This is a genomic window from Macrococcus sp. GL_134, assembly GCF_057834705.1.
In genome coordinates this window covers 1,308,191-1,322,525 of the sequence record NZ_CM174409.1, presented here as the reverse complement: position 1 = coordinate 1,322,525, position 14,335 = coordinate 1,308,191, and the positions used below count along the sequence as shown (strand labels likewise).

Below are 14,335 nucleotides of genomic sequence, written 5' to 3'. Positions count from 1 at the left end.
AGAAATGCGTGGAGGTTATTACACATGACAGCAAAATGGGAAAAACAAGAAGGTAACGTAGGCGTTTTAACGGTTACTGTTCCTGCAGAACAAGTAAATACAGGATTAGATAAAGCATTCAAAAAAGTCGTTAAACAAGTGAACGTACCTGGTTTCCGTAAAGGGAAAATGCCGCGTCCATTATTCGAAAAGCGTTTCGGCGTTGAATCTTTATACCAGGATGCTCTTGATTTCATCTTACCAGATGCGTATGCAGAGGCAGTAGATGAAGCAGGAATCAACCCGGTTGACCGTCCTGAAATCGACATCGAACAAATGGAAAAAGGAAAAGAATTAATCTTCACTGCTAAAGTGACTGTTGAGCCGGAAGTAACTTTAGGCGACTACAAAGGGCTTGAAGTAGAAGCAGCAGACACTGAAGTGTCTGACGAAGAATTCGAAGCAGCTATCAATGCTGAACTTGCACGTAAAGCAGAACTTGTTGTTAAAGAAGACGGCGCTGTTGAAGACGGCGATATCGTTAACCTTGATTTCGATGGTTATGTAGGCGATGAGCAGTTTGAAGGTGGCAAAGCAGAAGGATACGATCTTGAAATTGGTTCAGGTCAATTCATCCCTGGTTTCGAAGAGCAGTTAGTGGGCACTAAAACTGGTGACGAAAAAGACGTGACTGTAACATTCCCTGAAGAATACCATGCTGAAGAATTAGCGGGTAAAGAAGCAGTGTTCAAAGTGAAAATCAATGAAGTAAAAACGAAAGAAGTGCCGGAACTGGATGATGAGTTAGCTAAAGAATTAGACGAATCAGCTGATTCAGTCGATGCCTACAAAACTAAATTCCGTTCAGACTTAGCTGAACAGAAAAAAATCGAAGCTGAAAACGCGACAAAAGAATCATTGATCGGTCAAGTGACTGACAATGCTCAAGTTGATATTCCTCAAGCAATGGTTGACACTGAGCTGGGCCGCATGATGCAGGAATTTGAGCAACGCATTGCACAGCAAGGTCTGAATCTTGAGCTTTACTACCAGTTCTCTGGTCAATCAGAAGAGCAGTTAAAAGAAAGCATGCAGGAAGATGCAGAGAAACGTGTGAAAACAAACTTGACACTTGCTGCTATCGCTAATGCAGAAAACATCGAAATCTCTGATGAAGATGTAGAAGCAGAACTCACTAACATGAGCGAGCAGTTCGGTTTATCAGTAGACGATATCCGTTCAGCGCTTGGCAACACAGATGTATTGAAAGATGATCTGCGCATCCAAAAAGCAATCGATGTATTAGTGAACGAATCAAAAGCTAAATAGTTACATCTAACTGCGAAGATTTCCAAGCTGTCTGCCTCGGCTATCAGCCAGATGTCATCGAACAAATGGCCCTATATCTAGAGTAGATATAGGCCATCTTTTTATTTAGAGCTGGTTCATTTATAAGTCAGACTCTTTCCGGTTTAATTATTTGCATATGCAGTAGCTTTTTAGTATATTCTTCTAGAGACAGGGGTGTAAACATGTTTAAATTTGATGAAGACGAAGAAAACTTGAAGTGTTCCTTCTGTGGCAAGGATCAAGATCAAGTCAAAAAATTAGTAGCCGGAAGCGGTGTCTATATATGTAATGAATGTATCGAACTATGTGCAGAAATTGTTGAAGAAGAACTGAAAACAACACATAGTGAAGAATTGACAGAAATTCCAAAACCTAAGGAAATGCTGGCGCTGCTTGACGACTATGTGATCGGTCAGACGAAAGCCAAAAAAGCACTGGCTGTCGCTGTCTATAATCACTACAAACGTATTGTTCAGCCGGCACAAACTGAAGAAGAGGCAGTTGAACTGCAGAAAAGTAATATCGCATTGATCGGTCCGACGGGCAGCGGTAAGACACTGCTTGCTCAAACACTGGCACGTTCTTTGAATGTCCCATTTGCGATTGCGGATGCGACTAGTTTAACAGAAGCGGGTTATGTCGGTGAAGATGTAGAGAATATTCTTCTGAGACTGATCCAGGCGGCTGATTTCGATATCGAACGCGCAGAAAAAGGGATTATCTATGTCGATGAGATAGATAAGATTGCCCGTAAATCTGAGAATACTTCGATTACTCGTGATGTATCAGGTGAAGGTGTGCAGCAGGCGCTCTTAAAGATTCTTGAAGGGACTGTCGCTTCTGTGCCGCCTCAAGGTGGACGCAAACATCCTAACCAGGAGTTCATTCAGATTGATACAACGAATATTTTATTCATTCTCGGTGGTGCATTTGACGGCATTGACGAAGTGATCAAACGCCGCCTCGGAGAAAAAGTCATCGGTTTCACAGGCATCAAAGAGAAAGACTTTGACGATGCGTCGTTACTGTCACAAATCAAACCAGAAGACCTTCAAGCTTATGGTCTGATTCCTGAGTTCATCGGTCGTATACCAGTCGTTGCTAATTTAGAACAGCTGGACGTCGATGCATTGAAGAGCATATTAACTCAGCCTAAAAATGCATTAGTGAAGCAGTTCAAGAAAATTCTTGAGCTTGATGGTGTTGAACTTGAGTTTACAGATGAAGCATTGACAGCTATCAGTGAACTAGCGATTGAACGTAAAACAGGTGCACGTGGCCTGCGTTCTATTATTGAAGAGAGCCTGATGGATATTATGTTTGATATTCCATCAGAAGAAAATGTCGCTAAAGTCGTTATTACAGAGCAGACGATACGTGAATCGATTGCTCCTGAAATGTATGACGAGGCTTCAAATTTGATCGAGGCAGAAAAATCAGCATAACACTTAACCTCATGGGGTCGTTTACTCTATGAGGTTTCTTTTTGATGATTTGACCGTGTATAATAAGAAGAAAAACAGGAGAAAACTATGAATATCAATCCGAACAACGTAGAAATCATTATCAGTGCGGTTAAACCGGAGCAGTATCCGGACACAGGACTGCAGGAAATTGCGCTTGCCGGCCGTTCAAATGTAGGTAAATCATCCTTCATCAATACGATGATCAACCGCAGGAGCATGGCGAGAATCTCTTCAAAACCAGGAAAAACTCAGACACTTAACTTCTTCAATATCGACGAGCAGCTGGTATTCGTCGATGTGCCTGGATACGGTTACGCCAAAGTATCTAAAACAGAACGCGAACGCTGGGGTAAAATGATTGAGACTTATTTGACGACGCGCGAAAATCTCGCGGTCGTTATTCAGCTCGTTGACATCCGTCACGAACCAACACAGGATGACGTCCTGATGTATGATTTTCTGAAGCACTATGATATCCCAGTCATTATTATTGCGACAAAAGAAGACAAAATACCTAAAGGTAAAGTACAGAAACATTTGAAAATTGTTCGACAGACACTAGAGATGGATTCTGGTGACACGTTGATCAGTTATTCCTCATTATCAAAAGATAAAAACACATTGATCTGGCAGGCTATCGAGAAATATTTGTAGAGCATTAGCTCTTATCAAACCGTAATTTCATGTTATAATAGTACTAATGGCTATAAATGGGGGCGACATAAAATGCATATTGTTGTAGTGAGCGTTAATCACCGTACAGCAGATGTAAGTTTGAGAGAAAAACTGACATTTTCAGAACTAAATATAGAACAGGCACATCAAACATTAATCAATCAAAAATCTATACTTGAAGGTGTCATCATATCGACATGTAATCGCACGGAAATCTATGCGGTGGTCGATCAGCTTCATACAGGCCGCTACTACATCAAATCTTTCTTAGCAGATTGGTTCGATGTGGCTCAGGAAGTAGTGGAATCTGTCACGACTATCAAAGTTGATGACGCAGCGGTCTCACATCTATATCATGTAACAGCTGGACTGGATTCTATCGTTCTAGGCGAAACTCAAATACTAGGACAGATCCGTGACAGTTTCTTGATTGCACAGAGCGAGGGTGCAACAGGGACCATGTTCAACAAATTATTCAAAGAAGCTATCACTTTAGCGAAGCGGGCACATTCAGAAACAGATATTTCTTCCAAGGCAGTTTCTGTTTCTTATGCAGCGGTGGAACTATCGAAGAAAATTCTTGGTTCATTGAATGATAAGAAGATTCTGATCGTCGGTGCAGGCGAAATGGCTGAACTTGCACTTGAGAATCTTACAGGTAGTGGAGCACGTGATATAACTGTCATCAACCGGACACCTGAAAAAGCAAAATCATTGGCAGATAGATTTGACGGCCGTCATATTTTGATGAATGAACTGCAATGTGCACTGATGAACAGTGATATTGTGATATCCTCAACGAGTTCACGCGATTATATCATCACTGAAGAGATGATGACAGGCTTGATGCGTATGCGCCCTTCTCATCCTATCGTGCTGATTGATATCGCTGTCCCGCGTGATATCGATCCTAAAGTCGGCAATCTGGATCTTGTGTTCAACTATGATGTCGATGACTTAAAAGGACTCGTCGATGCCAACCTTGCTGAACGTGAAAAAGCAGCAGAGAGAATACATTATATGATTGATCGTGCAGTGGTTCAGTTCACAGATTGGGTTAATATGCTCGGAGTTGTGCCTGTCATTACAGCACTGCGCGAAAAAGCACTGCGTATACAGGAAACAACAATGGAAAGTATTGACCGTAAAATGCCTGACTTAACAGAGCGTGAACGCAAAGTCATCTCAAAACATATGAAGAGTATCATCAATCAGATGTTAAAAGATCCGATACAGCAGGCAAAAGAATTAAGTGGACATGACAATAGACAGGAAGAACTGCAGTTCTTCCAGGAAATTTTCAATATTACGAATGAAGTAGATACGATTAACGCGCGCGACAACTATGATATAAAAGCATTTCGGGGACAACTTGAACCAAGAAATGGGTGAGTGAATGTCTGATATTTTTTTGATTCGACTGCATGAGGCAATACTCTTCATCTATATGTTGAGTATTGCCTGTTATTTCTTTGATTTCGTTCAGAAGAACAATCAAGTGAAAAAAGTAGGTTTCATCATTCTAGTAACTGTTTTCGTGCTGCAGACATTGCTGATTGGACAGTTCGTGCTTGAAACAGGCAGGTTTCCTGTACAGACCATTGTCGAAGGATTTTATTTCTTCACGTGGCTTACCATCTTGATTTCTATCATCTTGTCATGGAGCACGCGGTCAGAACTGATTACATTCATGATGAACTTAATCGGCTTCATCTTTATGGCAATTCATACATTTCAGCCGGTTCAGTATAATTCCGACACTGCGGTCTCTCATATGATGAACGAATTACTGATGATTCACGTGACGCTCGGAATTACAGCTTATGTCATGTTTCTAATAGCAGCACTTCATGCACTGCTGTATTTGATTCAGATGAATAACTTGAAGAAGAAGAAATTCAACCAGAAATTTTTTAGGATCAATGATTTACCGTCCATCGGAAAGTTTGTCAGTATATTCAGCATCGCGGGATTCGTGCTGCTGCTGATTTCGTTGATTCTCGGCATTCAATGGGGATTGATACTTATCGGCGGCTCTATTGTGACAGACAGTAAAGTGATAGGTTCGATCATCGTCCTATTAATTTACGGCATATTCATATATATCTTTAACAAGCAACGGTTGAAAGTGAATATTTTGATGGAGATGAATATTATTCTGTTCTTGATCTGTATGATTAATTATCTGCTCCTATCCAGATATTCTGAATTTCATCAGCTAATGAACTAGGAGGATTCTCATGAGAAAGATTATAGTAGGGACAAGAAGAAGTCAGCTTGCTTTGACACAGAGTAAGCAGTTCATTCAAAAAATTAAAGACCAGTTTCCTGATGTCGACATAGAGATTAAGGAAATCGTCACTAAAGGCGATAAAATTGTGAATGTCCAGCTGTCAAAAGTCGGTGGTAAAGGGTTGTTCGTCAAAGAGATTGAACAGGCACTTTTCAACAAGGAGATCGATATGGCTATTCATTCATTGAAGGATGTGCCAAGCGAATTACCAGAAGGTCTGACATTGGGCTGTATCCCTGACAGAGAAGATCCTCGTGATGCGTTTATCTCTAAGAATCATGTGAAATTGGCCGACTTACCGGCTGGTAGTATTGTCGGGACAAGCTCACTGCGTCGTGGTGCACAGCTGCTGAATGCTTATCCGGAACTTAACATTGAATGGATCCGCGGTAATATTGACACGCGTCTCAATAAACTTGCGCACGAAGATTATGATGCGATTATACTTGCAGCAGCCGGCCTTAAACGGATGGGCTGGAGCGATGATACCGTGACAGAATATTTAGACCCTGAAACGATGCTTCCCGCTATCGGACAGGGGGCGCTTGGTATCGAATGCCGTTCAGATGATACAGAAGTTCTGGAACTGCTGCGTGCTGTGCATAACGAAGATGTTGAACGCTGTACACAGACTGAACGTCAATTTCTCAAATTAATGGATGGCAGCTGTCAAGTACCGATTGCAGGACATGCTGTGATAGAAGGCGATCAAATTCAGTTCAAAGGGCTGATTATGTCAATAGACGGCAAAGAAAGGTATGTTGCTGAGATTACAGGAACGGATCCGCTTGAAATCGGCATCCAAGCAGCAGAGGAAATGAAGGTCAATGGTGCACATCAAATCATTGCAGCATTAAATGAAGAAGGAAGCCGATAAAATGAAGCCAGTTGTATTGATGACTGACAGCCGTGCCACAGCAAGCAGTGAAGTAGAGATTGTCCATATTCCCCTGATAGGAATCAGACAGCTGCCCGTGAACAGTGCACTTGCTCATCGTCAATATGACTGGCTTCTTTTGACGAGCAGCAATGCGGCAGAACTGTTTTTTGCAAACTACCCGGATATTACATTCAGTAAAGTAGCTTCTATTGGAGCAAAAACGACCCGTACTTTAAAGCGAATCGGTATAAAGGTTGATTATGAACCACCCAACTTTAACCAGGAATCATTCATTGCCCATGCGGGGAGTCAGTTTAATCACTGTACAGTTGTGCTGCCATGCAGCGTCAAGGCTCGTCCAAAGCTCACTGACTTTTTGAGTCAACGTGCAGATGTCACAAGAATCAATCTCTATGAACCTACACATGAGTACGGCAATGCAAAGAAGATGAACACAGCGATTATGAGTGGTAGTATAGATGTGGTCGTATTTATGAGTCCGTCAGCAGTAAAAACTTATTATCAGTATTTCAGTCCGTTTCAGCTGCCAGTTCTGGCTATCGGACCGGTAACCAGCCGTGCGTTGTCCGACGTCCACCAGAAGCATGTGACAGTTGAGCAGTCTACGAAAGAAACATTGATATCAAAAATAATTGAAATGAGGAACAATCATGCAATTTGATAGACATAGAAGACTTCGTTCTTCAGCAGTGATGAGAGATATGGTAAGAGAAACATCAGTTTCAAAGAAAGATTTAATATATCCGATTTTTGTTATTGAAAAGGATGACATGAAAAATGAAATAACGTCCATGCCCGGAATCTTTCAAATCAGTTTAAATCTTCTTCATGAAGAACTGAAAGCAGCTTATGATCTCGGTATTCGTGCTGTGATGTTCTTTGGCATTCCAAACGAAAAAGATGCCTGCGGGACAGGTGCATTCATTGAAGATGGTATTATTCAAAAGGCAACACGACTGTCTAAACAATTGTATCCGGACATGCTGGTGCTGGCAGATACATGTCTCTGTGAATATACAGACCATGGTCACTGTGGTGTACTGGATGACCATGGAGATGTTCTGAATGATGAGACGCTGCCGCTGCTAGTGAAGACTGCTGTGTCTCAAGCTCAAGCAGGAGCTGATATTATTGCACCGAGCAACATGATGGACGGCTTTGTGGCCCATATCAGACAAGGACTTGACGAAGCAGGATATAACAATATCCCGATCATGAGTTACGGCATTAAATATGCCTCTGCATTTTATGGACCATTCCGGGATGCAGCAGAAAGCACTCCTCAATCAGGTGACCGTAAATCTTATCAGATGGATCCTGCTAATCGTCTTGAGGCGATGCGAGAGCTGGAGAGTGACCTTGCTGAAGGCTGCGACATGATGATCGTCAAACCGGCACTCAGCTATCTCGACATTATTCGCGATGTGCGTAACAACAGCAACGTGCCAATCGTCGCGTATAACGTCAGCGGAGAATACGCGATGACTAAGGCAGCAGCACAGAACGGCTGGATTGATGAAGAGCGTATAGTGATGGAACAGATGATCTCGATGAAACGTGCAGGGGCAGATATGATTATCACTTATTTTGCCAAAGATATCTGCGGCTATATCAACAAGGGGGGATATTAATGAATCGTTCACAGCAGGCATTTCAAGCAGCACAACAAGTGATGCCGGGTGGTGTCAACAGTCCAGTACGTGCCTTTAAAAGCGTGGATATGGATCCTATTTTTATGGAACGCGGAAAAGGCTCTAAAATCTATGATATTGACGGCAATGAATACATTGACTACGTGCTTAGCTGGGGACCCCTTATTTTAGGGCATGCAGATGACACAGTCGTTGAAGAATTGAACAAAGCAGTCTTGAACGGTACAAGTTTCGGAGCACCGACTGAACTGGAAACAAAGATGGCGGAATTAGTCATTGAACGCGTCCCTTCTATTGAGATGGTTCGTATGGTATCAAGTGGCACCGAAGCAACATTGGCCGCTCTGCGACTTGCCCGTGGATATACTGGAAGAAATAAAATCCTGAAGTTCATCGGCTGTTATCATGGTCATAGTGATAGTCTGCTCATTAAAGCAGGTTCAGGCGTAGCGACATTAGGACTACCTGATTCACCAGGCGTTCCTAAAGGGACCGCTGAAAATACAATCACTGTTCAATACAATGATTTGGAAGCGGTCAAAACAGCATTTGACAAATACGGTGATGATATTGCTGCCATTATTGTTGAACCTGTGGCCGGTAATATGGGCGTCGTACCGCCGGCTGAAGGATTCCTGGAAGGACTGCGTCAAGTGACCACTGATTTCGGTGCGTTATTGATTTTTGATGAAGTGATGACAGGATTTCGTGTCGGTTATCACTGTGCTCAAGGCTATTTCAATGTGACGCCGGACATCACTTGTCTCGGTAAAGTTATCGGCGGAGGTCTACCAGTTGGTGCGTTTGGCGGTAGACGTGACATTATGGAACGGATTGCGCCGGCCGGTGATATTTATCAGGCGGGGACTTTGAGTGGGAATCCACTCGCGATGACTGCTGGTTATTATACTTTGAGTCAGTTGACGGAAGACAGTTATCAGTACTTCAATTCACTTGGCGATCAGCTTGAAGCAGGACTGAAAGAAGTGTTTGCAAAACACGATGTACCGATTACTGTTAATCGCGCAGGTAGTATGATCGGTTATTTTTTAAACGATCGCAATGTCATGAACTTTGAGACTGCCAGCCAGTCAGATTTAAAGTTATTCGGTCGTCTATATAAAGAAATGGCGGCAAATGGAGTCTTTCTGCCTCCGTCTCAATTTGAAGGCTTATTCCTTTCAACCCAGCATACAGCAGAAGATATCGAAAAAACTTTAGCAGCATTTGATCATGCTCTCCATACCGTCAAATAAAGATTTCTTAAATGAAAATCACTTTTTTATTATGTGATTTTCATTTTTTTTTGTGAAAGATGTTTATATTTATGATTAAAGGCAATAATAATCATGTAAATCAAATTTACAAAAAAATTTAATGGAGGTTTTCTAATATGGCTAACAATAATAATAACAACAGAAATGTCAATGACAAAGATGTTATCTATGATTCAGAAAAAGATCGTCACGTGACACATCAAGCGGACGGTACTACAAATCGTGAGGGAGATCGTGTGCGGGAAACTCGCGATAACGCAGATCATGTACATCGTGAAGAGCCGAAGAAGAAGAGTCCATGGCCTTGGTTAATTCCTTTATTACTTCTACTTCTTGCTATTCCATTAATTATGAGCATGTGTAATAATGACGAAGATGATAAAAATGAAGATGAAACAACAACAGAAGAAGCAACAACAGAAGAAGATGCTACAACAGAAGAAGCTTCTGTAGTAACATTTGATTTAGCTTCAATCGTTAACTTTGATCTTGCATCTTAACAACATAAAAAACTGTGAAGTGATTCACAGTTTTTTGTTTTTTTAAATCATTAAAAAATTCCGGTTCTCTATAAGAACCGGAATTTTGTTGTCAAAATAACATATTTAATAATAAAGTCAGAATTATGGATAACACAATTGAAATGATAATTGAGAACAAACAGCCGGTTGATCCACCTGCAAATCTTATCATCTGATACCTCCTCATTGCTTCTTTCAATATCAATAGCCTGCCTGCCTCTTTTTTAAACAAGTTTGGTACAATAATAGTTAAAGGAAGTGAATTCTATGCGCCAGCTATTGTTAATATGTTCAGCAGTCATTGGAGGGTATCTCCTGATGACAGCTGGAATGATTTTGCCGTGGCTGTTCGGTCCGATGATTGCTGCTGTACTTTTCAGCAAGTTTTCTAAGAAACAGATCATCTGGCCGAAGATACTCGGAGATCTAGGTCTTTTCATACTTGGTGCACAAATCGGCGCAACCTTCACTAAGGAAGTCGTAATGGATATTAAATATGATGCAGTCAATATTATATTATTGAACATTCTGTTGCTGGCAGCGGCTGTATTGCTCTCCTTGCTATTTGCAAAAATGGTCGACTGCACATTTGAGACCGCACTGTTAAGTTCAATACCAGGTGCGCTCAGTCAAATGATTATCATGGCTGAAGAAAACGATAGAGCAAACTTACTGATAGTGACACTGTCACAGACCTCCCGCTTATTATTTGTCATTATTATCGTGCCGTTGGTCAGTTCTCTTAACGCATCTGAAACGACGCAAGCCGCTGCAGAGCACGTATCTTCTGTCTTTCACATGCTCAGTCTCTCTGAAATATTGATGATCGCTGCTCTAGCTCTAATGCTCTATTTGTTAATGAAGAAAATACATTTTCCGGTACCAGAGCTGCTTGCACCTGTTTTTGCGATCATCGGATGGAATTTATCAACAGAGCTGACATTTTCGATACCGTACGTGTGGATTGCCGGGGCACAGGTGATGTTCGGTATTAGAATCGGCTTGCAGATATATAGTCTGTCCAACCAGCTGTCCATCCGATTATTTGCCGGTATAGTGATCCAGAATCTATTACTGGTTGGAGCAACTGTAGTGATCGTAATCCTCTTCACCCGGTTCACCGTGCATCCTTTCAATGATTTGTTCTTAAGTGCAGCACCAGGCGGGATGGCTCAAATTATTGTCGTCGGGCTTGAAACACGAGCGAATGTCGCGATGATATCAAGCTATCATATATTTAGGATTTTTTTCATTCTGCTGATTATTGCACCGCTCGTCCAATATATTCTCAATAAACGACAGATTGACAACTCTTTTTAAATCAGCTACTATTAAATCAAATTCATATCATTACCGGGAAGAGTAAATCAATGCTGACTTTTAGAGAGTACAGGTCTGGTGAAACTGTGCAGTGACGTTGATTGAAGGTAGCCCGCTCGTCTCTTCTACTGAAATGACAGTAAGTAGAAGCGTGTAAGAGCGTTAATCTTATTGAGTGCAGCTTCGGCTGAATTTAGGTGGTACCACGAGATTATTCCCGTCCTATTGATTAGGACGGGTTTTTTTATATTAAATTTTAACTGGAGGTTAACAGATGGACACTAAATATAATCCTAAGCTAGTTGAAGAAGGAAGATATAAAGAATGGGTAGATCAAGAATTATTTAAAGCGGAAAGTGGTTCCGATAAAAAACCTTTTACTATTGTAATTCCACCGCCGAATGTGACAGGAAAACTTCATATCGGCCATGCCTGGGATACAACACTTCAGGATATCATCACGCGAATGAAGCGGATGCAGGGATACAATACATTGTACTTACCAGGCATGGATCATGCCGGTATCGCAACGCAGGCAAAAGTAGAAGCTAAGCTGCGTGAGGAAGGTATTTCCCGTCACGATATTGGGCGCGATAAATTTTTAGAACATACGATGGAATGGAAAGAGGAATACGCAGGTTTTATCCGTGAACAATGGGCAAAGCTTGGTCTTGGACTAGATTATTCGCGTGAACGCTTTACACTTGACGAAGGATTGTCAGAAGCGGTACGTGAAGTATTCGTAAACATGTACAACAAAGGTTTGATCTATCGTGGTGAGCGTATTATCAACTGGGATCCTGCTGCACGAACAGCGTTAAGTGACATCGAGGTCATCCATGAAGAAATCGAGGGTGCCTTTTATCATATCAATTATCCGCTCGCTGATGGCAGTGGTGTCATTGAGATTGCTACGACTCGTCCGGAGACGATGCTTGGAGATACAGCTGTCGTTGTTCATCCGAATGATGAGCGATATCAGCATATGATAGGAAAGACCGTGAAGTTACCAGTAGTCGGCCGTGAAATTCCTGTCCTAGGAGATGACTATGTTGAGATGGAATTTGGAACAGGAGCTATGAAAGTAACGCCTGCTCATGATCCGAATGACTTTGAGATCGGTAATCGTCATAACCTGGCACGAATCAATGTCATGAATGAAGACGGGACGATGAATCAGCTGGCCGGTCAATACGCTGGGATGGACCGTTTTGACTGCCGCAAACAGTTGATTGACGACTTAAAGGCGAGTGGGGAACTTGTCAAAGTCGAAAAACATGTGCATCAAGTCGGTCATAGTGAACGAAGCGGAGCGATTGTTGAACCTTACCTTTCCACACAGTGGTTCGTAAAAATGGCGCCGCTCGCTGACCAGGCATTAGCCAACCAGCAGACTGATGACCGTATAGACTTTATTCCTCAGCGATTTGAAGGGACATTCAATCGCTGGATGGAAGGAATCCATGACTGGTGTATCTCTCGTCAACTATGGTGGGGACATCAAATACCCGCCTGGTACCATAATGAAACCGGTGAACTCTACGTCGGTCAAACTGCACCGGCAGACAGTGAAAACTGGACGCAGGATGAGGATGTTCTGGATACTTGGTTCTCAAGTGCGTTATGGCCGTTCTCCACACTCGGCTGGCCCGATATTGAAGCAGCAGACTTCAAAGAATTTTATCCGACGAATGTACTCGTGACAGGATATGATATTATCTTCTTCTGGGTAGCACGAATGATATTCCAGGGGCTTGAATTCACTGATCGACGACCATTCGATCAAGTGCTGATTCATGGACTTGTGCGGGCGGAAGATGGCCGTAAGATGAGTAAGTCTCTTGGTAATGGAGTAGATCCAATGGATGTCATCGATACGTACGGTGCAGATGCGCTGCGTTATTTCCTTGCCACTGGGTCTACCCCGGGACAAGACCTGCGCTATTCTACTGAAAAAGTAGAGGCGACCTGGAATTTCATCAATAAGATATGGAATGCCTCCCGTTTCAGCCTGATGAATATCGGCGATGATTTCACAGTAGCTGACATTCGCCTGGATGGAAATAAATCAGTGGCTGACAAATGGATATTAACACGACTCAATGAAACGATAGAAGAAGTCACACGACTGGCTGACAAATATGAATTCGGCGAAGTCGGACGCAGTCTTTATAACTTCATCTGGGATGATTTCTGTGACTGGTACATTGAAATGAGTAAAATACCGATGAATAGTGACGATGAAGAAGCGAAGCACACAACACGGTCTATTCTTGCCTATACATTGGATCAGATCATGCGTATGCTTCATCCGTTCATGCCGTTTGTCACTGAAGCCATCTGGCAGAACTTGCCTCACGAAGGAACGTCGATTGTGACAGCCAGCTGGCCGGTCGTCAAAGAAGAGCTCTCTGATGATTCTTCCAAACAAGATATGGAGCAGCTGATGGAAATCATTCGCGCTGTACGTACGGCCCGTAATGAAGTCAATACTCCGATGTCAAAAGAAATTCCAATGATTGTGAAGACCAATCATGATCAAGTGACGACACAACTTGAAGAGAACCGGTTCTATCTGGAACGTTTCTGTAATCCTTCAGAACTTGTCATTGCTGAGAATCCTGAAGTGACTGACAAAGCCATGACTATTCCAGTGACTGGGGCAGAAGTGATTCTACCGCTTGAAGGCCTGATTGATATGGATAAAGAACGGGCGCGTCTGACAAAAGAACTTGAGAAATGGCAGAAAGAACTTGACCGAGTGAACAACAAACTGGCAAATGAAAGATTTGTTTCAAAAGCACCTGAAAAAGTCATCAATGAAGAAAAAGAGAAGCAGGTCACTTATACAGAGCGCTACAACGCAGTGAAAGAACGTTTAGCGCAATTGAAGTAGAGGCG

12 protein-coding genes and 1 other annotated feature are annotated in these 14,335 nt (G+C 42.3%); all 12 genes read left to right on the top strand.

Translation table 11 applies throughout. The features are described 5' to 3' along the window. Positions 1-24 precede the first annotated feature (24 nt). The 12 genes from tig to AC3IPL_RS06760 all read left to right on the top strand — a co-directional run bounded on the left by tig (position 25) and on the right by AC3IPL_RS06760 (position 14,330). A complete protein-coding gene (gene tig, locus AC3IPL_RS06815; RefSeq protein WP_489240065.1) occupies positions 25-1,308 on the top strand; it encodes a trigger factor in 1,284 nt (427 codons plus the stop codon). 203 nt (positions 1,309-1,511) lie between these two features. After that, entirely contained in the window at positions 1,512-2,774 is a 1,263-nt protein-coding gene (gene clpX, locus AC3IPL_RS06810; protein ID WP_489240063.1) for an ATP-dependent Clp protease ATP-binding subunit ClpX, read from the top strand. A gap of 87 nt (positions 2,775-2,861) precedes the next feature. Continuing rightward, on the top strand, positions 2,862-3,449 hold the full coding sequence (gene yihA / locus AC3IPL_RS06805; RefSeq protein ID WP_489240061.1) for a ribosome biogenesis GTP-binding protein YihA/YsxC: 588 nt from the start codon (positions 2,862-2,864) through the stop codon (positions 3,447-3,449). A gap of 72 nt (positions 3,450-3,521) precedes the next feature. Further along, positions 3,522-4,862, top strand: coding sequence for a glutamyl-tRNA reductase (gene hemA, locus AC3IPL_RS06800; protein WP_489240059.1), 1,341 nt, complete (start codon positions 3,522-3,524; stop codon positions 4,860-4,862). 4 nt (positions 4,863-4,866) lie between these two features. After that, complete coding sequence (gene ccsA, locus AC3IPL_RS06795; protein ID WP_489240057.1) at positions 4,867-5,700, top strand: cytochrome c biogenesis protein CcsA; 834 nt, start codon at positions 4,867-4,869, stop codon at positions 5,698-5,700. A gap of 10 nt (positions 5,701-5,710) precedes the next feature. Beyond that, positions 5,711-6,640, top strand: a complete 930-nt coding sequence (gene hemC, locus AC3IPL_RS06790) for a hydroxymethylbilane synthase (RefSeq protein WP_489240055.1) — start codon at positions 5,711-5,713, stop codon at positions 6,638-6,640. A gap of 1 nt (position 6,641) precedes the next feature. Continuing rightward, on the top strand, positions 6,642-7,325 hold the full coding sequence (locus AC3IPL_RS06785; RefSeq protein ID WP_489240053.1) for a uroporphyrinogen-III synthase: 684 nt from the start codon (positions 6,642-6,644) through the stop codon (positions 7,323-7,325). After that, complete coding sequence (gene hemB / locus AC3IPL_RS06780; RefSeq protein WP_489240051.1) at positions 7,315-8,295, top strand: porphobilinogen synthase; 981 nt, start codon at positions 7,315-7,317, stop codon at positions 8,293-8,295. Before AC3IPL_RS06785 ends, hemB begins: the two co-directional genes overlap by 11 nt. Further along, entirely contained in the window at positions 8,295-9,572 is a 1,278-nt protein-coding gene (hemL, locus tag AC3IPL_RS06775; protein WP_489240049.1) for a glutamate-1-semialdehyde 2,1-aminomutase, read from the top strand. Before hemB ends, hemL begins: the two co-directional genes overlap by 1 nt. 137 nt (positions 9,573-9,709) lie before the next feature. After that, the gene (locus AC3IPL_RS06770) at positions 9,710-10,093 is read left to right on the top strand and encodes a hypothetical protein (protein ID WP_489240047.1); all 384 of its coding nucleotides are present in this window, start codon (positions 9,710-9,712) and stop codon (positions 10,091-10,093) included. Between the two features lie 288 nt (positions 10,094-10,381). Beyond that, the gene (locus tag AC3IPL_RS06765; protein WP_489240045.1) at positions 10,382-11,434 is read left to right on the top strand and encodes an AbrB family transcriptional regulator; all 1,053 of its coding nucleotides are present in this window, start codon (positions 10,382-10,384) and stop codon (positions 11,432-11,434) included. 20 nt (positions 11,435-11,454) lie between these two features. Then, positions 11,455-11,662, top strand: a binding site (T-box leader). Positions 11,663-11,708: 46 nt separating this feature from the next. Continuing rightward, a complete protein-coding gene (locus AC3IPL_RS06760) occupies positions 11,709-14,330 on the top strand; it encodes a valine--tRNA ligase (protein WP_489240043.1) in 2,622 nt (873 codons plus the stop codon). The last annotated feature ends 5 nt before the right edge of the window (positions 14,331-14,335 follow it).